The organism is Paracnuella aquatica, from assembly GCF_003332885.2.
Taxonomy (GTDB): Bacteria; Bacteroidota; Bacteroidia; order Chitinophagales; family Chitinophagaceae; genus Flavisolibacter; species Flavisolibacter aquaticus.
On sequence record NZ_QOWJ01000005.1, the window covers coordinates 1 to 24728 of the forward strand.

The following is a 24728-nucleotide window of genomic DNA, read 5'->3' on the forward strand; positions in this document are numbered from 1 at the left end:
TGTACAAAAAAACTAAACCAATAGCCAACCAAAGAAAGCAAACAGTATAGAAGTAAACCACAACAAAAAGAAAACCACCGCAATAATCAAAAATGCAAGTCTAAAGGACAGATCCTATTTAAGACGATTACTAATACAGTTTGGTGTAAACCAGTATAATATTCTCTGTACTGCTCCCTCACCGTCACATTGCATTTCCCACCTGTTTATGCTAATCATACAAATCCTTCAATAATCCTACAATTCACTGGTTCCGCTGGTTTAGCTTTGCCCTGTATGAACAATAAGCTTTCCGGATGGGATGATACCATTGTAGCCTTGGCAACGCCGCCTGGCGTGGGTGCTATTGGTGTGTTGCGGCTCAGCGGCTCAAAGGCAATTGATGTGGCCAATGCCATTTTCCCATCAAAAAACCTGCACCTGCAACCAAGTCACACCATTCATGTGGGCAGTATCAAATGGGAAGGCGAGGTATTGGATGAAGTAGTGGTTTCCCTGTTTAAAAATCCCCGTTCATATACCGGCGAAGATGTGGTTGAAATTTCCTGTCATGGCTCTCCGTTTGTGCAGCAGCGTGTGCTCGATGCATGCATGGCGGCAGGAGCCCGGCTGGCAAAGCCCGGCGAATTTACCCAACGGGCATTTTTAGCAGGCAAACTCGATCTTACCCAGGCCGAAGCAGTTGCCGACCTGATTGCAGCCCAAACCGGCGCTGCGCAAAAAACAGCATTGCACAATATTCGCGGGGGCTTTTCAACCGTATTGGCCGCGCTTCGCGAACAGCTGATCCGCTTCTCTGCACTGATCGAACTCGAGCTTGATTTTTCGCAGGAAGACGTAGAATTCGCCGACCGCACCGACTTAAAGAACCTGGTGCGCCAAATACTGGATCAAACAAACGAGTTGCTGCAATCGTTCCGGTTGGGCAACGTGATCCGTAACGGCGTAAGCGTAGCCATTATTGGCAAACCAAACGCCGGAAAATCGACCCTGCTCAATGCATTGCTCAATGAGGAGCGGGCCATTGTAAGCGATATACCGGGCACCACCCGCGATACAATTGAAGAAGTACTAAACATCGACGGCATTTTGTTCCGGTTAATCGACACCGCCGGTATCCGCAGCCACAGCGCCGATGCGATTGAAGCGGTGGGCATCAAACGCAGCCTGCAAAAGCGCCGCGAAGCCGACCTCGTACTGTATTTATTCGACGCAACCGATACCACTCCCGACAACTTGCTGGAAGCAACGCATGAATTGGAACGTGAAGGTATCCGCCATCTGTTGGTGGGCAATAAGGTCGACCAGGAAACGGGGGGCAATTTGAAGTTTGGTCAGAACACCTTGATGATCGCCGCCAAAACCGGCATGGGCATCGACACCCTCCGTCAACGCATGGTTGCTGCGGTACTGGAAAATGCTTCCTTGGGTGAAAATGTGGTGGTGACCAATGCACGCCATTTTCATGCGTTGCAACAGGTACAGCAGTCGCTGCAGGATGTACTATCAGGATTGGATGCAAACATTCCTGGCGACCTGCTGGCGCTGGATATTCGCCGCAGCTTACACTACCTGGGCGAGATCACCGGTGAAGTAACGAATGAAGACCAGTTGGACTTTATTTTTAGTAAGTTTTGTATCGGAAAGTAAAATCCAAAACCGCCACAACGCAAATAATTATATCAATCCTCCGACATAAAATTTTAAAAACAAACACGGCATGCAGTCTGCAAAGACCGCATGCCGTGGCGCCAGATTAGTAATGTTCAAAGCCTATCAATCCAAGCCAATCAATTTTACCCTGCTTATTTTTTGATCTTCTTATGCTGGAGCCAGCCGTTCGAACCGTTTGAACGCAAGATGATTTTTTTGGTGTCATCTTCCACGGTAACAAAGTAGCGGATGCTGTATTCGTCCGATGCTTCGATGGCTTCTACTACTTGCTTCGATGCATATTTTTCCTGGATTTTTGCCTGCAATACCAACGGCAGTTCGCTTACCTGGATGCTGCGGGTAATCACTACCAGCTCGCCGCCCTGGCTGAAGAATGCAGTAGCCTGCCGGCCGCTTACTTCAAAGTTTGCCTGGAACAAATCTTCTTTCACCGTCCAGGTAACCTTGCTGGTATTAGCAAAGGTGCGGTTGAACGCTTTGATCACTGCAGGATCAACTTCTGCAGGGGTGTTGGCTGCCTGTGCAAAATAAGATGACACGATGGTTAACAGGATGAAGAGGGGTTTCATGGTTGTTTGTTTTGGTGTTTTTTAATTGTGTTGTTTGCAAGTTGGACGGCACACCAGCACAAATGGTTACAACAAATGCCGGTTGATTGGTAAAGGGAAACATGTGCTGTTGAAAGGAGCTGATGGTGTATGAAAGGTGCGGCGCCGGTATTGATGAAATCCGATCAATTCAATCTTTTGGTTTGACCAATATGCATTGGAACACAGAAGTGATTTTATATTACAACGCCATCCCGTTGTGTAAATGCAAAACATTTACTTAACAAGTAACCAGTAGAAATGTCAGGTGGGTAAATAAGGAACATGCATTCCAATCCTCTTCAATCGCTACCAATTTTTCACATAGTTATTTACATTTGAAAACACATGCCCCTTGCCGCACCAACACATGTGGCACAGTGGAATAAAACAGCACTACTTATGGGAAAACCAGCCGAAATCAAAACCAAGCAGAACGAAGCCAGCGTGTCCGATTTTATCAATGCGCTTACCGATGAACAAAAGCGAAAGGACAGCGAGGCAATCATTAAAATGATGGAAGCTGCCACAGGCGAACAGCCAAAAATGTGGGGCGCTTCAATGATTGGCTTTGGCAATGTGCGCTACAAAAGCCCGGCTACGGGCCGGGAAGTGGATTGGTTTAAAATTGGATTTGCACCACGCAAAGCCAACCTGTCGCTGCACCTGCTGGACCTGCAGCGGCATGCCGATGCGCTGCCCAAACTGGGCAAACATAAAACCGGCGCCGGTTGCCTGTACATTAATAAACTAGATGATGTAAACCTGGAAGTATTGCAACGTATGATAGAGAAAGCAGCGAAGTAATCGCCACTTCCTGTGCAACATTTATTTGCTCAATACTGCCGGAAACTTTGCGATACAAAATGCAATACATCGGGTAGCGCTTCCCGCCAGTAGGTCCAGTTATGTGCACCATCGCGAACGCGAAATTCATGCGGGATCTCTTTTTTCTTCATCGCAATATGCACCAGCGAGTTGCCTTCGTATAAAAAGTCATCGTCGCCGCAATCGATATACCAGCGCACCGATTTTTTTACACTATCCGCCATGTTGTTGATCAGCGCCAATGCACTGTGCTGCTTGTATTAAGTTTCAATGGCAGCATCGGTTGCAGTGGCATTATTTCGCCTGATCGATGTTTTGGCATCTTCTAAGCTAATGGGCCCCGCAGCTGCACTCAATGGGCAGGCAGCAGCAAACAGGTCGGGGCGGTGCAGTGCATACATAAAAGTGCCGCCGCCACCCATCGATAGCCCGCTGATGGCGCGGTAACGTTTTTCCTTTTTGGTGCGGTATGTTTTTTCAATATGCGGCATCAGTTCCTGGAAAAAGAAATCCTCGTAGCGCCAGTCGCCTTTGATGTCGTTGAAGTAGCCCCTTCGGCCGGTGTTGGCATCGGGCATCACAATGATCATGGCCGTGGAGCGGCCTTCCCTGATGGCTTTGTCGGTAATGTTTTGCACTTCGCCAAACTGCACCCAGCCCGTCTGGTCGTCGCCACCACCATGCAGCAGGTACAACACCGGGTAGCTTCTTTGCGATGTTTCGTAATCGGGCGGCAGGTAAATGGCAAACTTCCGTTCTCCGTTCAGGATCTTGCTGTTCAGTGAAAGGGCATCCATTACTTTGCCGGTTTGGGCAAATACAAAAAGTGGCATTAATGCCAGGGCAAGGGCAAGCTGTTTCATGCCTATTAAGTTAACGGAAGTAGTTAAGAAAAAAGGCATCTGTCCAATCAATAAACAACGACATGCAAGCGTAGCGATATTTCTTTTGCAACCCATTCATTGCCGCCGGTTATTTTTACCGCATGAAGCAAGGCGGGCTTATTACATTGTTGCTATTGGTGCAAGGCATGCTGCTGGCGCAGGGCGGCTGGCAAAAACAAGACGAAGAACTGATTTTTACCAAACCACCTTTTACTGCGGCCCATGCGCCAACGATCGTTGAGCTGGCATCGGGCGGCATCATGGTTTCTTTTTTTGCAGGCACCCACGAGGGGCATAAAGACGTTTCTATTTGGCAAACACAAATGGGTGCCGGGCAATGGACCAAACCACAAATTGCAGCCACCGGCGTGGTGCACGATTCGTTACGCTATCCCTGCTGGAACCCGGTGCTGTTCCGCCCTGCAGGCGGGCCGCTGCAACTATTTTATAAAGTGGGCCCCAACCCAAGGGAGTGGTGGGGCATGGTGCAAACATCGGCCGATGATGGCAAAACCTGGAGCACCGCAAGCCGGCTTCCCGACGGTATTTTGGGGCCCATCAAAAACAAGCCGGTGCAGTTGAAAAACGGTACCATATTAAGCCCGTCCAGCACCGAAACCGAACAGGCATGGAAGGCGCACATCGAGCAATCGGCCGATGGCGGCAAAACATGGAAGCGCATTCCAATCGATAGCACCAGTTCATTTAAAGTCATTCAACCCGCCATTTTACAACACCCCAATGGCCGGCTGCAGGTGCTGTGCCGCAGCGACCAGGACCGCATCGTGCAGGCATGGTCGGATGATAGCGGCAATAGCTGGTCGCGTTTTTCAACCATTCATTTACCCAATCCCAATTCGGGCATCGATGCCGTTACCCTGAACGATGGCAGTCAACTGCTGGTATACAATCCAACCATCAGGGGCAAGGAGTGGTTCAACAACCGCGGCAAACTCAATGTAGCCCTTTCCACCAACGGCAAGGATTGGAAAGACATCATGGTTCTGGAAAATGGAACAAGTGAAGAATACAGCTACCCGGCCGTGATACAGGCAAAGGATGGAAAGGTGCACATAGTATATACCTACGACCGCAAGAACATCAAACATGTAGTGCTGGTTAAAAAGCCATAGCGGTGGTTCCATGCAAAGCATCGCCCCAATATTTTGCAGAAATTATCGGACAATTTTTAAAAACGTTTGGTGATGGCTTTGGGAAATTTGGCCAGCTCATTGTTCTGCACTTTTTGTGCAGCGTTGCTTGTTACTGATGCGTAAACCCTAAAACAAATTAGATCACTTGAATTTTTGTTGGTTATACATGCGAACAAAATTTCATGTGGAGGTTGCTGTTTTTTGAAACCCTTTTTTTAATTTTTGGGCCTGTAAATTGTACCCCACAAAAACTATATTTTTTTAAAGGCATCATGGCCATGCGCCCCAATTCCTTTAAACCATTGCTAAACAGGGTGCATGCAAATCATCAACATCGTCAACAAAGAAGTAGCTACCATTCCCAACTGTGCCAGCGAGCCTATTCATACTCCCGGTGCCATCCAGCCATTTGGCGTTCTACTGGCAGTAGATGCAAACGAAGTACTTACTTACTGCAGCAGTAACACCGAACTTTTATTTACACTTCCGCCGGCGCAGGTTTTGGGCAAAAGCCTTCTTGATATCTGGCCCGGTGCAGCCGAACAAATGGCGCTGTTAAAGCTGGCGCAAAATGGCGTGCAACACGCTGTGGTCAAGCCTTCCGGCCAGCAGTGCGATTTGTTTGTATACGAAAGTGGCCCCTACCGCATCCTTGAATTTGAGTTGCAACAGCCGGGTACCGAAACGGACATCGACCTGTTTGAGCAAACCCAGATATTCGTCAACAGCATCGACCGGGCCCGCAGCCTGCGCGACCTGTGCCAGCGCATTGCGGAGCAAACCCGCGCCATTACCGGCTACGACCGCGTGATGATTTACCGGTTCGATAATGAATACAACGGGCAGGTGTATGCCGAAAGCAAACGCAAAGATTTGGAGCCTTACCTCGACCTGCACTACCCCCACACCGATATTCCGCCACAGGCACGGGAGCTGTACCTGCGCAACCTGATGCGGATGATTGCCGATGTAAATTACGAGCCCGTTCCGTTGCTTACAGTGCAGGCTGCCGAAGTGCACCAGCCCGACCTGAGCGATAGCGTGCTGCGCAGCGTGTCGCCCATTCATATCCAGTACCTCAAAAACATGGAGGTGGGCGCCACACTTACTGTTTCGATTGTTTTGGAAGGAAAGCTTTGGGGAATGATTGCCTGCCACCACCAGCAGCCGCTGCACCTGTCGTATGCCCGCCGGAAAGCGGCACTGATGCAGGGGCATTTCTTATCGTCGCAAATAAGGGTGCGCCAACTGGCCGAGGAATATGAAGTAAGTACTGTGGTGGAAGCACACCTGCAACACCTGCTGAACCTGGTGCCACAGGAAGGCGACTTTGCGCTCAAGTTTAAAAACTTTACATCACTGATGCCCGCTGCCAACGCCACCGGTGTGGCGGTGTTGCATAAGGGTAAAATATACGAGCAGGGGCTGGTGCCGCCACACGACCGCCTCATGCAACTGTTTCAATGGCTGGCGGCACACAGTGCGGGCCTGCAGTTCAGTACATCGCACCTAATGGCCCATTATGCCGATGCAGAAAAGATCAGCCGGCAGGCCGCCGGTATTTTGTACAACAAACTGGGCGACCCGCTGCGCGATGCCATCATCTGGTTTCGGGAGGAAGTGGAACAAAGTATCAACTGGGCCGGCGACCCGTTTGATGCCATTCAAAAACATACGGTGCTCAACCAGCTCAACCCACGTTCTTCATTTGCCATTTACCGGCAGCAGGTGCGTTACACCAGCCGCGAGTGGCGGATATCGGAGCTGAATGCAGCGGCACGTTTTGCCGGTGCTTTGCAAAATCATTTTCACCTCGAGTACCTGCGGTTGGAAGAAGCAAGCCAGCGGCTGCTCAACGAACGCCTCCAAAAGGCCAATAAAGAACTGGCCAACATCAACTGGATCACTACGCATGACCTGAAAGAGCCGCTGCGCAAAATTCTCATTTTTGCGTCGCGGGTAATGGACGAAGAAAACCAAACGCTTTCAAAACTGGTGTTGGATTCCATTGAACGCATTCAAACTTCGGCCAAGCGCATGCAAAGCCTGGTGGAAGATATTACGGCGTACAACATTATTGAAGACCGCCAGGCCAACACGGATTATACCGACCTCAATACCATTGTGGCCGATGTGCTGCACGAATATGAAGAAGACCTGCGGCGGTTGCAGGCCACCTGGCAGGTAGATAACCTGCCGCAACTGCAAGTGGTGCCGTACCAGATCAGGCAGCTTTTTGTAAACCTAATTGGTAATGCCATCAAGTTTGCCCACCCCGACCGCCCTTTTAGTCTCAACATCCGTTGTACACGGTTGGCATCGCGTATGGCCAACCAGCCACTGTTGCGCAACGGCATTCCTTATTACCAGATCACCGTGGAGGACAACGGCATTGGCTTTTTGCCGGAGGAAGGCGAAAAGATCTTTGATATTTTTTACCGCTTGCACCACCGCCATACTTATGAAGGCAATGGCATAGGGCTGGCTATTTGCAAAAGAATTGTGGAGCAGCATGGCGGCACCATTATGGCCACCGGGCAGGCTGGGGCCGGTGCGGCTTTCCAAATTTTTTTACCGGCACCGCAATAACGCATGCACTATTTTATAACACAGTGTTGCTGGTTGTAGACAGTGTTTGATTTAAAATAAAAGGGAGTGGCAAATGAGTCATTCCCTTTTTTCATAATGATGTATTCATTTTTACATACATCAATGGTTGTAACAACAATGCGGTGCAAACGCGTTTGAAAGTCTATTATGCTGAAGTATTCAACACTTATGATATGCCCTTCTCATGCTATTGTGTAATTACATTTTTGTAGGCCGTAATGGTTGGCTATATTAGATTTCAAGCTATTTCCACTATGGATGTATTGTCGCAATTACTGCAGCATAAAATCATTGCCATTGTTCGGGGTGTGCACCCCGAGGCAGTACCCCATATTGCACAAGCGCTGTATCGGGGCGGTATCCGCGCCCTTGAAATTACTTTGAATTCCGAAGGCGCATTTGGTGCCATCAAACAGTTGTGCGCCGTTGTGGAAAATGACATGCTGGTAGGAGCCGGTACCGTGCTCGATGCTGCTGCTGCAACAGAGGCTATTCAGTGCGGTGCGCAATTCATTATTTCGCCATCGCTGGAGTTCGATGTAATCAGGCAGACAAAAGCGCTGGGTAGAGTGAGCATTCCCGGTGCATACACCGCCACCGAGGTGGTTGCGGCACACAGGGCGGGCGGCGATTTAATTAAAATTTTCCCGGCATCCAATCCGCAATACATCAAAGACTTGAAAGGCCCGCTGGATCATATTCCGATGATGCCAACCGGCGGCGTAAACCTGGATAATATTGCCCTATTTCAACGGGCCGGTGCTGTAGCATTTGGCATTGGCAGCAGCCTGGTTGATGGCAGGCAGCAAATTACTACCGCATACCTCGAAGCATTGGAACAAAAGGCTGCGCAATTTGTGCAGGCAATAAACAACAACTAAAAGCAACATGCGCATAACCAGTTTTAAATTGTACCAGGTGCCGCCCCGCTGGCTGTTTTTAAAAATTGAAACAGACGAAGGCATCAGTGGTTGGGGTGAGCCGGTGATTGAAGGAAAAGCTGCTACGGTAAAGACCGCGGTGGAAGAACTGATGGAGTACCTGGTGGGCAAAGACCCGCGCAATATTGAAGACCATTGGAACGTAATGTACCGCGGTGGTTTTTATCGCGGCGGCGCTATTTTAATGAGCGCTATGGCCGGCATCGACCAGGCGCTGTGGGATATTAAAGGCAAGTACCACAATGCACCGGTGCACCAGTTGCTGGGCGGCAAAGTGCGGGATAAAATCAAAGTGTACTCGTGGATTGGTGGCGACCGCCCAATGGAAGTGGGCATGGCTGCACGTGCCATGCAAACGCAGGGTTTTACTGCCGTAAAAATGAATGCCACCGAGGAGTTGCAATACGTAGATAATTACGATAAAATTGACCAGGCCGTGGCCCGCATTGCTGCCGTGCGGGAAGCGGTTGGCAGCGGCATGGGCGTGGGTATTGATTTTCATGGAAGGGTACATAAGCCAATGGCCAAAATATTGGCAAAAGAACTGGAGCCCTTTAAGCCGATGTTCATTGAAGAGCCGGTGCTGCCCGAAAACAACGAAGCGCTGCGCGAAATAAGACAACACACGGCCATACCCATTGCCACCGGCGAACGGATGTTTTCGCGGTGGGAATTCAAAAAGCTGCTGATAGATGGAAATGTCGATATCATCCAGCCCGATGTATCGCATGCAGGCGGCATTACAGAGTGTAAAAAAATCATCTCAATGGCCGAAGCATTTGATGTGGCCGCTGCGCCGCATTGCCCGCTGGGGCCTATTGCATTGGCTGCCTGTTTGCAGGTAGATGCAACCTGCCACAACGCATTTATACAGGAGCAAAGCCTCGGCATTCACTACAACCAGGGCAGCGATTTGCTCGATTATATTTTGGAGCGCAATGTATTTAAATACGAAGCGGGCTTTGTGAAAATTCCCGAAGGTCCGGGACTGGGTATTGACATCAACGAAGAACATGTACAAAAGATGGCGGAGGCCGGCCATAACTGGCGCAACCCGCTTTGGCGGCATGAAGATGGGAGTGTGGCGGAGTGGTGAGTGGTATGGGTTGTCGTATTTGTTGTCGATGTCTGTGATCTATTTACAGGGATCGAGTATTGAAATGAACGACTTGCCAAATCGGCCATTCAAATAAAACGCATGACTTTGTTTCTGTCATCCTGACGAAGGAAGGATCTGAACTATGCGTAAGAGAACTCATTGCGACACTCAGATGCTTCGCTGCGCTCAGCATGACAAAACAAAATTCGCTATAAATTGCAAAATACCCTCGCAGCATTGAGGCAATCATTGATACAGTATGCAGATGATTTTAGCAATAGCGCCATTGCTTTTACAAAGCAAATCCGACAACGCCATTCACCCATTTTGCACCCAAATAAAAAAGAACCATGCACCATATTTTCTTAAGCTGCGACTGGGGTACTACTAACTTTCGGCTACGCCTGGTTGATAGGCAAACGTTGGAGGTAAAAGCGGTTATACAATCAGAAGAAGGTGTTGCATCTGTATTTGCGCAGTGGCAACAAACAGCGGGTGCAACCGACCGGGTATTATTTTACCAACAGGTATTGCAACGCCACGTGGCCATGCTGGAGCAGCAAATCGGTAAGTCGTTGACAGGTATACCAATGATTATATCAGGCATGGCTTCGTCCAGCATCGGTATGATAGAACTACCCTACAAGCAACTGCCTTTGTCGATAATGGATATCGACCTGTTGTATAACCAAATTGCCGCAACAACTGCGTTTAGCCATTCCATTGTTTTAGTGTCCGGTGCCCGAACCGAAGGGGATGTAATGCGGGGTGAGGAAACTCAATTGACAGGATGCAATATTGATTCAGCGTTATATTCCCAGGTATTTATTTTTCCAGGCACGCATTCCAAACATGTTGCAGTAGCAAACGGTGTTGCTACCGATTTTGCCACTTATATAACCGGGGAGGTTTTTCAACTGCTGGCAAACAAAAGTATCTTAGCAAATAGTGTGGCTGCCAATGATGCATGGCACGAAACGGGCCACCGCGCAGCGTTTGAGCAGGGTGTGCTGGATGGGCAAGCGCACAATATTTTACACCAGGCATTTATGGTGCGGACCAACAGTTTGTTTGATCGCTTTAGTGCATCCGCAAATTACTGGTACCTCAGCGGGCTGTTAATAGGTCATGAATTGCAATCGCTGCAACAAACACACACGGGCCCCATCACTATTGTAGGCAACGGTGTTGTCGTTGACATATACCAAGCCGCATGTACAGTGCTGGGCCTGCAAAATGTTAAGTCGGAAGATGCAAATATTGCATTGGTCAGGGCACATGCAAAACTGTTCGACAAGCTCTTTGCCAACACCATTAAGTAACCAACCATCACCACCCGGCCATGACGTTTTTTTATCCCGCTTTAGATGAAATGATTCGGCAAAAAGCTGAGGCCCTCAACATGGATCCGCTTTTTTTGGCAGCATTTATACAAGTGTTGGCAGCCGGCCCTGACCTTGCGCCAACCGAGCCCGACCAGGATTTTGTGGAAGAAATTAAGCTGTTGTATTGCCGCTACTTAGTTGCGGCACGAAAAGAAGAATGGGCGCAGTATGATGTGGAACTTTCGGATGAAATGTTTGCATCGCTCAGCAGGGAGGAAGACATGGCCAATGACCTTTCTTTTTTTAGTTGGGATGGACCGGTGAAGATGGTGCACTTTAAAGCTTATATGGAAGGATCACTGTACACCCATCAGATCTATGGCCGCTATCCTGAACGCAGTTTTGTGGCATCGGTGACGGAAGAGGTGGAAACAGAGATTGCGCTGGGCCGCAAGTTTTTAGAAGTGCAAAAAAATGCCTGATGCACTTTATAAATTGGCTCCTTTCCCCTCCCTCACCGCGTCGGTAAGAAAATCAGCCAGGTTGGCCTCTGTAGGGATCTGCAGTTTTTTGCGCAGCCGGTAGCGGCTCACTTCCACACCCCGCACGGTTATGTTCATGAGCTGCGCCATTTCTTTGGTGGACAGGTTCATGCGCAGGTAAGCACACAGCTTTAATTCGCTGGCGGTTAGTTGCGGGTATTTTTCTTTGAGCAACATCAAAAAGTCGCCGTGTACCCGGTCGAAGTGAAAAGCAAAATGTTCCCAGTCCTGCTCAAACTTTTCGTCTTCGGTCATCATCCTGATGATCTTTTTAAAATCGCTGCTGGAGCCATCCTGCCCTATTCCTTTCAGCGACCGCAACAGCTCTTCGCGGATCTTGCCCATCAGCTCGCCTTTCTGCACCAGGTGCATGGTGGCTGCCGCCAGCTCTTTGTTTTTGTGGTTGATCTCCGACTCCAGCTTTTCGTTTTTCAATCGTACAATGGCCTGTTCGTTGCGTTCAATTTCCAACTGGTGCAGGTACTGCAACCGCTTCTGCTCTTCCTCGTATTTTATGCGCTGCCGCGCAAACTTTTGCTTTTGGCGTTTATACAAAAGATAACCGGCACCAATGGCCATAAGTACATATAAAAAATACGCAACCGGGCTGCGGTACCAGGGCGCTAAAATGGTAAAAGTGTATTGCGCCACCGGCGATTCGTTGCCCAGATTATTGCGGGCTTTTACCAAAAACGTGTACGTGCCATGCGGCAGGTTGGTATATTCTTTTTCTGTTTTCTTAGCCCACCCCGACCAAACTTTATCAAACCCTTCAAGGCGATAACTGTACTCAATGTTTGCCTGTTGTCCAAAGAACGGCGAGGAAAACTCAAAGCGCAACGAATTCCATTTATACGCCAGTTCGGGGATGGTGCTTTTGGTGTAGCCCTTTTGCGTACCGGCGCTGTAGTAGCCGCCGAAAATGGAGCTGTCGGCAGCAATGGGTGCCACCGCCCGGATCAGCACCGCCAGCTTATAATTGTTGTTGCGGTATTGCTCGTAATTGATGTTGTAAAATCCCTGCTCGCCGCCCACTAGCACATTGTTGCGGTTGATGGGGTAAATAAAATCAAACCCGCTCACCATTTGCCCGTTCAATTCCGGTATGTAAATGATCTGCGGCTTTGGCCCGCTGAAGTCGAGCACGCCGAGGCTTTTTTCGGAGGTAAACCAAATGTTGCCATCACCGTCTTCCTTCATGTAGTTGACGCGGATATTGCCGAACAGGTTTTGCAACAACACCGAAGGTGCAAACCGGTCGGCGGTGCTGTCGTATTCGTAAAAACCAGCCTCGGTGGGCACCACTATTTTGTGCCGGATTTTATATACATAATAATGGCTGCGCGATGTAATGCCCTTGCCGGCATAGGCGGTGTAGGTGGGCTGGCCACCTTTATATGCCACTTTAAAAATGCCTTTGTATGGATGCGCCACCCAAATATCGCCGTTGTTGATGGCCACTATCCGGGCCGACTCGAAATGTGCACCGGCACCGGCAGGGGTAAGGCGGTTGTTCTGCGCCTGGTAAAAGTTAACGCCGTGGTACGTGCCCGCCAACACCAGCGGCGCATCTTTTTGCGGCAGCGTAAAAAAGTTCCAAAACCCCGACGACTGGTCGAATGGCGTAGCTCCTTGCTCCCCAACGATAAAAGCGCCTTCGTGGTGGCCCATTAGCAGTTGGCCGCCCACTTCCGACAGGTTCCAAACCTGGCCCTGTGTGCCGGCAACCGGCTTTACCGGCCCGTTGAGCAGGCTGAGGTTAGCGGCATTTGCCAGCGGCGCAAAGTACAAGCCGTTGGAAGTGCCCAGGTATAATTTGTTGTTGTAAATGCGGGCCGCATAGCCGCCGCCTTCGTTGTTGCGATCGGTGTAAATATGTTTGATGGCATTATCGTAGGTCAAAAAATCAATGCCGTTATCGAGGCCGAGCCACAGGTTGCGGCTTTTATCCAAAAATGCATAGCGGATATTGTTGTTCTGCAGGCCTTCGGCCAGCGAAAAGCTTTGCACCAGCCCGCCTTTTTTATCAACGATAAAACAGCCGCCGAGGCTGGTGGCCAGCAACACCTGGTCGGCGCTAACAGCAATGGACCGGTAAATATTCTTCGCCGCGATCTGCTGCAGCACGGGCGATTGCATCGGCGTAAGCTTGTTGCCCGAAAGGAGAAAGAGGCCTTGTTTGAACGTGGTAAGCAACAGCGTGTCGCCGCTATGGGGTAAAATGCCGGTCACCAAAAAGTCTTTGTACGGTACTTGTTCCAGCGCGGGTTTCCATCCGTTGCCCCACCATTCCAGCAACTGGTGGCGGTTGTCCTGTGCAAACAGCCGGTTGCCGCCCTTGCCCAAAAACTTCCAGTCGTAGTTGGGAAAACAGGCCACCTGCTGCCCTTTGATGCGGATGATCTTATTGTTGGCCTGGAAAAAAATGGCGCCTTCATGCAGCGCTATATTCCAAACGTCGGAAAAAGCCCGTTCCCTTTCGGGCAGCAGCGGCAGCAACGAAGTGTATTCCAGTGCCCCTTTTTTATTAGGGCTGAAATAGCCGATCTCGTTTTGGGCACCTACATAAATGCGGTTGTCTTCAATTTGAATAGAGCGAACAACGGTTTTGTTGGGGGTTGGGTACAGGCGCCAATACGACCCGTCGAATGAAAGCAGCCCTTCGTTGTTGGCGAAATAAATAATGCCCTGTTCGTCCTGCTCAATGTCCCAGTTTTGGGTGCCGGCCAGGTAATCTTGTTTGCTGAAATTTTTGATCTCGGGCAGGCCCAGCGAGTTTTGGCCTGACAAATTTTCAGTAGCAAGCAGTAGTAATAAAATGATGGCAAAAAGAGGCTTCATACAGCAAGCAAAGTCGGCTGTAAGGTAGGATAATTTGGTTTGTAGTAGTAATGTAGTACCCCTATGATCACAATCAGGCCCATTTTTCCCGTTTGATGTAGTAGTGTTGTAGTTGAAAATAAAGCGGCTCCCGTTTTAAGCCCCAACTTTACTTTTTCTTCCCTTTCCATTAACTCCAGGAAGTCTAACTGTCAAATCTTCATTTTTAAAGTTGCTTGTGTATGATTATCAAAACTACAATCCTATGTATGGTGTTGTTTCTGTTTGCACCCCCAATATTGTGGGCACAGGGAATAGCGGTTACCGGGAAAATTACCACCCAGGCCGGTGAGCCCGCAGCCGGCGCTACAGTTACGGTAAAAGGAACTACTACTGCCACCAGCGCCGACGGCGATGGTGTGTATCGTATCACAGTGCCTTCGGCCAACTCGGTGTTGGTATTTACCCTGGTGGGCATGCAACCGGTAGAGCAGGTGGCCGGCGCATCGGGCACAGTAAACGTGGTGCTGCAGGGCTCCACTGCCGGCACCCTCAACGAAGTGGTGGTGGTAGGTTACGGCACACAAAAAATCACCAAGGTGTCGGGCTCCATTTCCACGGTGCGGTCGGCCGATATTGAGAAAATGGTTCCCGTACGTGCCGAAGAGGCACTACAGGGCCGCGCCGCCGGTGTCAACGTAATCCAAAGCGGTTCGCCGGGCTCCAAGCCCACGGTGCTCATCCGCGGCATTCCATCTTTCTCCGGCACCGACCCGGTGGTGATTGTTGACGGTGTGCCGCAGTCGCTTACCGATTTCAACTCCATCAACCCTTCCGACATTGAATCCATCAACGTGCTGAAGGACGCTGCCACCACCGCTATCTACGGTGTTAAAGGCGGCAACGGTGTTATTGTGGTTACTACAAAAGGTGGCCGCCGCAACCAAAAGACCGACATTTCCATCAACACCAATTTTGGCGTTCAGGAAGTGATCAACCATATTGGTGTGCTCAACGCCACCGAGTATGCCGCCATCATCAACGAAGGCAGCACGCTGGCCGGTGGCAACATTGTGTTTCCCAACCTGAGCGGCATTGGCGTGGGCACCGATTGGCAGAAAGAAGTGTTTAAAAATGCCACGTTCCAGTCGCACAATATTTCTGCGCGGGGCGGCAGCGATAAAGTGGGCTACTTTCTTTCGGCCGGTTACATCAACCAGGGCGGTGTAGTGGGTGGCAACGATAAATCGTTATTCAACCGCGGCAACTTTACCGCCAACATTGATTTTGCCATTGCACCCAAACTCAAATTTATCCTCAACACCACCGGTGTGCTCATCGAGTCGAAAGGTGTGCAGGAAAACTCGTTCAATAGCATCATTGGCAGTGCCCTCAATTTCGATCCAACAGTTGGTATTTATAATACCGATGCAAGCATGGTGGGCAAATACGGGTACAGCAATCTGCTGCTTTCCGAAATTTTTAACCCGCTCACCAAACTTGATAACACCTATAATAAAAACATTGGCAACAAGCTGTATGGCAAATTTGAGTTGCAGTACGATGTGCTCAAAAACCTGAAGCTTACTTCGCGTTTTGGTTACACCAAGTACGATGCTAATTCAAAATCGTTTACGCCGCTGGTGTTTTATGGCCCCAACAACGTAGAGAACACCATGGATGCAGCCGGCAACCAGATCACCGGTAAGTTCAACAGCGTATCGCATGAAAAAAGTAGCAACTTCAATTTTACCTGGGAAACATTTGGCAACTACAATGTAACCATCAACAGCGATCACAACATTGACGCGGTGCTGGGTATGTCGATGGCCAAAACATCGGGCAACGCTGCAGGTGCATCACGCCAGGATGTACCGTTCAACTCTTGGGAGTTTGCCGATTTTACGGCCGCTACCGGCACCAACACATCTACCAACAGCAATGCTCTGGCCGGTTATTATTATCAGTATTTCCGACGCAACCTTTCTTATTTTTCACGGATCAATTACGATTACCGGAACCGTTACCTGGCTTCGTTTACAGCCCGCCGCGACGGCTCGTATGCATTTGGTATTGAAAACAAATTCGCCAACTTCTTTTCCGGTTCATTGGGCTGGGTCATCAGCAGCGAGGAGTTTTTTAATTCCAATTTTATTGACCACTTAAAACTGCGCGGTTCTTACGGCTCTATCGGTAACGAAAATGTAAACCCGCAGTTTGTAGGCATTGAAACCGGCGGCCCCAGCTATGGCCCCACTGCCAACAGCAACGGCTATACATTCGACAATGTATTTTTTCCCGGCTCCACTGTAGGTTCGGCAGCCAACAACGCACTGCGTTGGGAAAAACAAGTGCAATCGAACATCGGTGTGGACCTTACTTTTTATAAAAGAAAATTCTCACTCACTGCCGACTATTTCCAGAAGTCGGTAGATGGTTTGTTGTTCACCCCATCGGCTTCTTTATACCTCGGTACAGTGCCCATTCCTACTGCAAACATTGGTTCCACCAAAAGCAGCGGTGTTGACCTGACATTGGGTTATAATGAAACCCTGGGTAAAGCAGTTAAGCTGAATACCAGCCTCACGTTTACTACTGCAAAAAATAAAGTAACCGCTACCAACAGCGATGGCACTGCCCGTATTTTGGGCGGCAGCTATTTCAACGGCCAATCGCAAACGGTAACTGTGTTTGAGAAAGGTTATGCACCCGGTTATTTTTATGGATACAAAACAGACGGCCTGTTTCAATCAACAGAAGATATTTCCAAAGCCGCAACCCAAACCGGCGCAGTGCCCGGCGACATCCGCTTTGTGGACCTCAATGGCGATGGCGTGATCAATGCGCAGGACCAAACAAATATCGGTAACCCATTTCCTGATTTTACTGCAGGTTGGAACCTGAACCTGTCGTATAAGAACTTTGATTTTACCGCCTTTACTTATGCATCTGTAGGCAATGATATTTACCGTGCTTACGAACGCAATGCCAACTACACCAACAAGCCCCGCACCGTGCTGGGCCGCTGGACCGGAGCAGGCACTACCAACGATGCACGCTTTCCGCGCTACTCGTTTACCGATGCCAACAACAACAGCCGCGTAAGCGACCGCTATGTAGAAGACGGTTCGTTTGTTAAGATCAAGAACCTGCAACTGGGCTACAACGTTCCAAAGTCTGTAACCGGCCGAATATTTAGTGGTGTGCGGGTGTATGTGCAGGTAAAGAATGCATTCACGTTTACCAAGTATACCGGTTACGATCCGGAGATTGCCGGTGGTATTTTGGATACCGGCATCGACCGTGGTGCATACCCACAGGCACGCACATACGCAGCAGGGTTAGATATCAAACTTTAATTTCTCAAAAACATTATAGCAATGAATTACCGAATCATAAAACTGTTTACCCTGCTGTTGGTGGTAACACTGTTTACAGCATGTAAAAAATGGGTGGACTACGATCCGCATGAAGACTTCCGGACCACGGAACTGGACTACCTGAAATCGGAAAGCGATTACCGCACCATGACCATCTCTGCGTACTCGCCGCTGCAGTGGCTGAACCAGGAAGTGCCGGTTGGCGATATTGCATCGGACAACGCCGTAACGGGCGGCGAAAGTGCATCGGATGTATTGTCGCTGCAGCAGATTGATGATTATACGCATACTGCAGTAAACTCAACGCTGACGGAGTTGTGGAAAGCGGCTTACGAAGGCATCAACCGTGCTAACTATTTGCACCAGTACAAAGGTGCAAACTCCGCAGGGCAAACAGTAAATTTTGCCGGGAAAGATGCGCTGTACGGCGAAGTATATTTTCTGCGGGCTTATTATTATTTCCACCTGGTGCGCATGTTTGGCGATGTGCCCCTGTTTACCGACAAGCGTTTAAGCCTGAGCGAATCGAAATCGTTGCAGCGTGCACCTAAAGCGGATGTATATGCGCAAATTGAAGCCGACCTGACTGCAGCCATAGAGGCATTACCGCCCATACAGGTGCAAAAAGGACGTGCTACCAAGTATGCTGCACAGGCCCTGTTGGGAAAAGTGTACCTGTATCAAAGCAAATTTGCACAGGCCGCTGCTATGCTCGAAAATGTGATCAACAGCAATGCATACTCGCTAGTGCAGGACTTTGGTTCTATCTTTTTAGCCAGCGGTGAAAACGGGCCTGAGTCTGTTTTTGAAATCCAATATTCCAATGCATCGCCTTATTACAACTGGGGTGGGTACAACCGTGGCCAGGGCAACTATGCCGTGCAGCAAACAGGCATCCGCGGATTGAATGGATCAGCCGCCATGCCGTATGCACCGGGCTGGAGTACTAATTTACCTACACAAAATTTAGCAGCAGCTTACACTGCCGGCGACCGGCGTAAAGCAGTGACCGTGCTGGATATTGAAGCCTATAAAGCGGCTAACCCTGCGTTCAATGTAACTTACCAGGTGGCACCTTATAAAAACACAGGGCTGTACAACCAAAAGTATATGCCGCGTAAAGGTGAGACTTCAGGACAACTGGAGTTGAACTACCTCAATAATTTCCGCACCATCCGTTTTGCCGACGTGTTGCTGATGGCTGCCGAAGCATACAACCGCTCCGCCACGCCTAATGATGCGAAAGCGCAGTCTTATCTCAACCGCGTAAGGGAACGTGCCTTTGGCGATGCAACGCACAACATTACTGCAACAGGTGCTGCATTGACACAGGCTATTTGGAATGAACGCAGGCTGGAGCTGGCCATGGAAGGCCACCGCTTTTTCGACCTGGTGCGTACCGGCCAGGCAGCCACTGTGCTTCCGGGTTTTGTCACCGGCAAACACGAAGTGTTTCCCATTCCGCAGGATGAAGTAAACGTATCTGGTTTAACACAGAACAACGGCTATTGATCTACACTCAAAATCAATTTATGCGCACAATAAAATATTGGCTCACAACAATCGTTCTTGCCGCATTCTTTGCAGGATGTGAAAAGGAAACGTACGATGATGTGGCTTTTGCACAAGCGGGCAACGGCCCCGAGCAGCTCTCGGCCATGTTCGAGATTACGCAGGACAATACAGGCTTGGTTACCATTACACCCAATGGTGCAGGTGCCATTGCCTATGATGTGTTTTTCGGTGACAATACTACCACGCCAGCCAAAGTAGCTGCTGGTAAAAACACCACGCACAAGTATGCAGAAGGTGTGTACCCTGTAAAGCTGGTGGGTTATGGCGTAAACGGTAAAGCAACCGAAGCAACGCAACAGCTCACCGTTTCGTTTCGTGCACCGGAAGCGCTTGATTTTACCGTAACGGTAGACCCCGCCAACAGCATGAAAGTAAGTGTCACTGCAAAGGCCACTTATGAAACAAACTTCAAAGTATATTTTGGTGATGTTGCCGATGAAATGCCGGTAACTTTTCTGGAAGGCGAAACGGTAACACATACCTATGCTGCCGTTGGCAACTACAATGTAAAAGTGGTGGCGCAAAGCGGCGGCGCAGCCACCACCGAACTGGTGAAAGCGGTGGCAATCGTTAACCCTGTTTTGCTGCCTGTTACGTTTGAGTCGGCCACGGTAAATTATGAGTGGATCAACTTTGACGGGGGGGGTGTTACCATCATCGACAACCCACAAAAAGGCGGCATCAATACCAGCAACAAAGTGGCCCGCATGATCAAATCAGGTGGGCAGCCCTGGGGCGGCAGTGTGCTTACGTTGGGTACTCCAATTGACTTTAGCGCCAACAAGATTTTCCGCATGAAAGTGTTCTCGCCACGGGTGGGTGCCAAGGTTTTATTTAAAGTGGAAAACATTTCTGATGGTGGCATCAACTATGAAAAAGAAGTAGCAACTACCAAGGCAAATGAATGGGAAGATTTGGTGTTTGATTACTCGGGCATCAATGCGGCTAACAGCTATCATAAGATCGTGTTGATCTTCGATAACGGTACCATGGGCAATGGCTCGGCTAATTTTACGTTTTTGTTTGATGATATAAGGTTGACGAATGTATTACCCTCCAGCCTGGTAACATTGCCAATTAGTTTTGAAAATCCCAACGCCAATTATTCCTTCACCGATTTTGGCGGCAACATTACCACCGACGATATTGATCCAACCAACGCATCGAACAAAGTAAAGAAAACAACCAAGCCCAATGGTGCGCAAACATGGGCCGGGGTAACGATGGGACAATTGGCAGCCGCCATTCCGTTTACCGCAACCAATACTAAAATGAGTGTGCGGGTGTACTCGCCAGCGGCTGGTTTGGCAGTATTGCTTAAAGCAGAAGAAAAGGGTAACAGTTCGAAGTCGGTGGAAACACAAACCGTTACAACTGTTGCCAACGGATGGGAAACATTGGAGTTCAATTTTGCTAACAACACATCAGGCACACCGGCACTCAACCTGGCCAATAACTACGACATGTTGTCGATCTTTTTCGACTTTGGCAATGGAGGCTCGGGTAAAGTCTTTTACTGGGATGATGTCAATTTTGTTACAGCTGCACCCGCTACATTAAGCCTGCCTTTAAACTTTGAATCAGCCACACTTGACTATGCATTTACCAACTTTGATGGTGGCAATGTAACAGTGGTGAACAATCCACAACAAGGCGGCATTAACACCAGTAGCAAAGTAGCGAAGATGGTAAAAGGCGCGGGCCAGACATGGGGCGGCAGCTACATTACGCTGGATGCGCCCATCAATTTTGCTACGCAAAAAATAGTGAAGATGAAATTGTACTCGCCGAGAGTGGGTGCTAAAGTGTTGCTGAAAGTAGAGAACCTTACAGATGGCGGTAAGAGCTTTGAAAAAGAAGTGACGACAACGGTAGCCAACGCTTGGGAAGACCTCACATTTGATTTCAGTGCCATCAACACAGCAAATACGTATCAAAAGGTAGTGCTCATTTTCGACAACGGCACTGCAGGTGATGGCACCGCCAACTACACATTCCTGTTCGACGATATCCGGCTTAATTGATTTTTTTAAAACCAGATGACTATGTTCAAAAATATAATTGCTGTATTGCTGATCGCTGCCACATCGGTAGCGGGATTCAGTGGTTGCAAAAAAGAAACCTACCAATTTGGCGAGCTAAAAGCGGCTGCCGACCTGGCTTTAACAACAACAGTAGTAGGCGCTAATACTGCCAACCCCAATGGTGATGGCAGCGGCAGCGTGGTGATTGCGGCCAGTTCGAAAAATGCGCTGGGCTACAGCATCGACTTTGGCGACGGCACCATCAGGATGGTACCCTCGGGCGCCACTACTTATAAGTTTTCATCGCCGGGCACTAAGACGTATACCGTTACGGTAAATGCCATTGGCACCGGCGGTTCTATGTCTACCATCAGCAAGCAAGTAACAGTGTTTGTTGCGTTTGAAATTCCGGCCGATATACTGGCTGCATTTACCGGTGGTTCTTCCAAAACATGGGTGACCGATAGGGAAGCAAATGGCCATTTTGGTGTAGGCCCCGCCGACCAGTTTGCCCCCATTTGGTATGAGGCCGGGCCCAACAGCCGCGAAGCCTGCGCCTACGATGACGAGATCACTTTTACACTGGGTGCCAACAATACCATCACCATGAGTATTGACAACAAAGGCACTTCGTTTTCAACCGGTGCAGCAACAGGTTTTTATGGCTTTAGCGGCGGCGATGGATGCTATGCCATCAGCACCACAGCTACGCAGCCCTTGTCTTTTGCCAACGCCACATCGGGTAGTACAACGGCAGTGTCAACCGGCATCCAGTTCAGTGTTCCCGGAAAAGGCATCATCAACTTTGGCACCGGCGGCACCGTGTACGAGATCATCCGCTACACTGCCAACACCATGTTTCTGCGCAGCATTGGCGCCGATGGGAATGCATGGTATCAAAAGCTGATTGCCAAGTAAGGCATGTATTCAGTACTAACGATAAACAACAGTATGAACACCTCTTTTAAAAACAACAGGATTATGGGGATCGCATTTTTTATAACGCTGTTGTCTTTGGTTGCATGCAACAAAGACAGCGGCTCAGACAACAGTAATGTTGTGCCGGCCAACTTAACGGTAACCGCACAGATCAGCGAAGACAATAGCGGCAATGTGGCCTTTGTGGCAACGGCCACCAATGCTGCTACTTATGAATATGATTTTGGCAACGGCGTGTATCAAACCGTGCCTACCGGCAAGGTTACGTACACCTACCCGGCATCGGGCAATTATACCGTGAACGTTACTGCAAAAAGTGCAACGGGCAGTACTATAAAAAAATCGGTGCCGGTTGCAGTAACGGTGGCACAAACACTGGTGTGGGCCGACGAGTTCAACACTCCCGGCGCACCTGACCCTGCCAAATGGGGATACGATATAGGCAATGGTGATAACGGCTGGGGCAACAACGAACTGCAGTATTATACCAACCGGTTGGAGAACGCACAGGTATCGAACGGTACTTTGAAAATCACTGCGAAGAAAGAGGCTTTCAGTGGCAGGGCCTATACATCGGCTCGGTTGCTGACCAAAGGAAAATTTGCTGCCAAGTATGGCAAAATTGAAGCCCGTGCAAAGTTGCCTGTTGGTGTAGGTACCTGGCCTGCCATCTGGATGCTCGGTGCAAACATCGACCAGGTGGGCTGGCCTGCCTGTGGTGAAATTGACATCATGGAGCACAAAGGCAGCGACCTCAACCGCATTTACGGTACGCTGCATTATCCTGGCCGCTCAGGAGGCAATGCACACGGCAATACAACGGTGATCAGTAATGCTACTACTGAGTTCAATATCTACACCGTAGAGTGGACGCCAACAGTGCTCAAGTTTGCAGTGAATGGAAAGGAATTCCATTCGGTGAATAATTCAAACAACATTCCATTCAACCACGATTTCTTTATCATCCTCAATTGTGCCATGGGCGGCGGTTTTGCCGGTCCTGTTGATCCTGCGTTTACTGCAGCAACAATGGAAGTTGATTATATTCGGGTGTATAAGTAATCGGTAAAAATTTAGGTCTAAAAAAAAGCGCCGGCAAATTATTGCCGGCGCTTTTTTTTATGATTAATGCGAATGTTTGTGAAGTTAATTTTTATATAAGTAAATGTGTTTTTGAAAAAAAAGCGGCCGCAGAATCACAGAATGCAATAAGCTATTATATCCATTCAGTAGATTAATTAAACTGCTTCATTTTGTCACGCTTTTACTCTTTTGTTTCAATCTCAATAATGGTCTTGCCATACTTGCCTAAATACTCCTGCACGAGTGGTTCGTACACTTTATTTCCAGCATCGGAATTGGTGAAAATAACCAGCCCCTGGCCTGTTTGCGGAATAATGAATGCAAGTGTCCGCACACCACGGTCTGCGCCGCCATGCGACAAGGCAAATACGCCATCATCAAAATCATATTTTTCAAAGCCCAGTCCAAAATGTTTGCCCCGGCTTGTGGCTACCTGGTTGGTGGTCATGGCTGCAAATACATCTTTCGATAACCCCCTTCCCTGCATCACTGCAATCAAAAACTTACTGTAATCGGCAATGGTGGTGAGCAGGTCGTCGGCGGCATTGGCAGCTGTGTTTTTGGGCCCCACTTCGTACGCTTTCCCGGTAGTGTCGTAGCCTACTGCAAATCTGTTTTCCGGCATGGTTGCATCCCAGTAAAAACGAGTGTCCTTCATGCCCATTGGTTGCAATATCAGCTCGCTTGCAAGCTTATCCAGCGTGGTGTTGAATTTATGTTCCAGTGCCCGCCGCAGGTATTCAAAGCCCTCGCCTGAGTACCGGTATTTTGTACCAGGTGTAGCTTCAAATGCAAGATTGCCGCCGGGTTGCTGGTACCGCCAGTTGGTAAAGCCGGATTGGTGTGTGAGCACATGCCGCGTGGTGAGTAACTGGTGGCGTGGGTCGGACGCTACGTCGGGGTCCGTCCAGTATTTATGGAGTGGTTCGTCGAGCTGCCATTTACCTGCACTAACCAGTTGCAGGGTTAAATAAGCAACAACAGGTTTGGTGAGTGATGCAACGTTGAAAATAGCATTGTCGGCAAAAGGGCCTTTGCCTGTAGCACTAAAAACCTGGGCGTGCTGCAACTTGCCATTGCTGATCACACCAACGCCCAGCGCAGGAATGTTGTTTTGCGCCAGCCATTGTTCTACCTGTTGTTTGTTGTTGAATATGTCTTTTGGAAAAGGGGCGTTGCTGTTTTGGGCCGGTGCTAAAAAGGGCAGTAACAGCATCAGCATTGCGGTGAATTTTTTCATGGTTGCGTTAGTTGTGAGTTTGA

18 protein-coding genes are annotated in these 24728 nt (G+C 49.2%); 13 read left to right on the plus strand and 5 right to left on the minus strand.

Annotation, left to right across the window (positions count from 1 at the left end; translation table 11 throughout):
* Positions 1-276 precede the first annotated feature (276 nt).
* Positions 277-1650 carry a tRNA uridine-5-carboxymethylaminomethyl(34) synthesis GTPase MnmE gene (gene mnmE / locus DRJ53_RS09015; RefSeq protein WP_114235302.1) on the plus strand — a complete coding sequence of 458 codons (1374 nt, stop codon included), beginning with the start codon at positions 277-279 and terminating at the stop codon, positions 1648-1650.
* A 155-nt stretch (positions 1651-1805) separates the two neighbouring features.
* Here mnmE and DRJ53_RS09020 read toward each other — a convergent pair whose 3' ends face one another.
* Entirely contained in the window at positions 1806-2243 is a 438-nt protein-coding gene (locus DRJ53_RS09020; protein ID WP_114235303.1) for a hypothetical protein, read from the minus strand.
* Positions 2244-2663: 420 nt separating this feature from the next.
* Between DRJ53_RS09020 and DRJ53_RS09025 the strand changes: the two genes are divergently transcribed.
* Positions 2664-3068 (plus strand): DUF1801 domain-containing protein, encoded by a 405-nt coding sequence (locus DRJ53_RS09025; protein WP_114235515.1) that lies wholly within the window; start codon positions 2664-2666, stop codon positions 3066-3068.
* Positions 3069-3097: 29 nt separating this feature from the next.
* On the opposite strand, the gene DRJ53_RS21540 is transcribed toward DRJ53_RS09025, so the two are convergent.
* Positions 3098-3331 carry an alpha/beta hydrolase gene (locus DRJ53_RS21540; protein WP_206609748.1) on the minus strand — a complete coding sequence of 78 codons (234 nt, stop codon included), beginning with the start codon at positions 3329-3331 and terminating at the stop codon, positions 3098-3100.
* 18 nt (positions 3332-3349) lie between these two features.
* Complete coding sequence (locus tag DRJ53_RS09030; protein WP_206609749.1) at positions 3350-3952, minus strand: alpha/beta hydrolase; 603 nt, start codon at positions 3950-3952, stop codon at positions 3350-3352.
* Between the two features lie 122 nt (positions 3953-4074).
* Between DRJ53_RS09030 and DRJ53_RS09035 the strand changes: the two genes are divergently transcribed.
* From DRJ53_RS09035 to DRJ53_RS09060, 6 genes are all read left to right on the plus strand, one after another.
* Positions 4075-5106 (plus strand): sialidase family protein, encoded by a 1032-nt coding sequence (locus tag DRJ53_RS09035; RefSeq protein WP_114235304.1) that lies wholly within the window; start codon positions 4075-4077, stop codon positions 5104-5106.
* 339 nt (positions 5107-5445) lie between these two features.
* On the plus strand, positions 5446-7716 hold the full coding sequence (locus tag DRJ53_RS09040) for an ATP-binding protein (RefSeq protein WP_114235305.1): 2271 nt from the start codon (positions 5446-5448) through the stop codon (positions 7714-7716).
* Positions 7717-7991: 275 nt separating this feature from the next.
* The gene (locus tag DRJ53_RS09045) at positions 7992-8618 is read left to right on the plus strand and encodes a bifunctional 4-hydroxy-2-oxoglutarate aldolase/2-dehydro-3-deoxy-phosphogluconate aldolase (protein ID WP_114235306.1); all 627 of its coding nucleotides are present in this window, start codon (positions 7992-7994) and stop codon (positions 8616-8618) included.
* Positions 8619-8625: 7 nt separating this feature from the next.
* Complete coding sequence (gene dgoD, locus DRJ53_RS09050; RefSeq protein WP_114235307.1) at positions 8626-9774, plus strand: galactonate dehydratase; 1149 nt, start codon at positions 8626-8628, stop codon at positions 9772-9774.
* 353 nt (positions 9775-10127) lie between these two features.
* Positions 10128-11099, plus strand: a complete 972-nt coding sequence (locus tag DRJ53_RS09055) for a 2-dehydro-3-deoxygalactonokinase (protein WP_114235308.1) — start codon at positions 10128-10130, stop codon at positions 11097-11099.
* A 20-nt stretch (positions 11100-11119) separates the two neighbouring features.
* Entirely contained in the window at positions 11120-11584 is a 465-nt protein-coding gene (locus DRJ53_RS09060) for a hypothetical protein (protein ID WP_123893462.1), read from the plus strand.
* Between the two features lie 6 nt (positions 11585-11590).
* Here DRJ53_RS09060 and DRJ53_RS09065 read toward each other — a convergent pair whose 3' ends face one another.
* A complete protein-coding gene (locus DRJ53_RS09065; protein WP_114235310.1) occupies positions 11591-14485 on the minus strand; it encodes a triple tyrosine motif-containing protein in 2895 nt (964 codons plus the stop codon).
* Positions 14486-14733: 248 nt separating this feature from the next.
* Here DRJ53_RS09065 and DRJ53_RS09070 point away from each other — a divergent pair, with 248 nt between their 5' ends.
* The 5 genes from DRJ53_RS09070 to DRJ53_RS09090 all read left to right on the plus strand — a co-directional run bounded on the left by DRJ53_RS09070 (position 14734) and on the right by DRJ53_RS09090 (position 23444).
* On the plus strand, positions 14734-17823 hold the full coding sequence (locus tag DRJ53_RS09070; protein ID WP_206609750.1) for a SusC/RagA family TonB-linked outer membrane protein: 3090 nt from the start codon (positions 14734-14736) through the stop codon (positions 17821-17823).
* Between the two features lie 21 nt (positions 17824-17844).
* Positions 17845-19356: a RagB/SusD family nutrient uptake outer membrane protein gene (locus tag DRJ53_RS09075; protein WP_114235312.1), complete on the plus strand. Its 1512-nt coding sequence runs from the start codon at positions 17845-17847 to the stop codon at positions 19354-19356.
* A 20-nt stretch (positions 19357-19376) separates the two neighbouring features.
* Complete coding sequence (locus tag DRJ53_RS09080; protein ID WP_114235313.1) at positions 19377-21443, plus strand: PKD domain-containing protein; 2067 nt, start codon at positions 19377-19379, stop codon at positions 21441-21443.
* A 21-nt stretch (positions 21444-21464) separates the two neighbouring features.
* A complete protein-coding gene (locus DRJ53_RS09085) occupies positions 21465-22361 on the plus strand; it encodes a PKD domain-containing protein (protein ID WP_114235314.1) in 897 nt (298 codons plus the stop codon).
* 63 nt (positions 22362-22424) lie between these two features.
* The gene (locus DRJ53_RS09090; protein WP_206609751.1) at positions 22425-23444 is read left to right on the plus strand and encodes a family 16 glycosylhydrolase; all 1020 of its coding nucleotides are present in this window, start codon (positions 22425-22427) and stop codon (positions 23442-23444) included.
* Between the two features lie 202 nt (positions 23445-23646).
* On the opposite strand, the gene DRJ53_RS09095 is transcribed toward DRJ53_RS09090, so the two are convergent.
* Positions 23647-24705 (minus strand): serine hydrolase domain-containing protein, encoded by a 1059-nt coding sequence (locus DRJ53_RS09095; RefSeq protein ID WP_162303841.1) that lies wholly within the window; start codon positions 24703-24705, stop codon positions 23647-23649.
* Between the last annotated feature and the right edge of the window lie 23 nt (positions 24706-24728).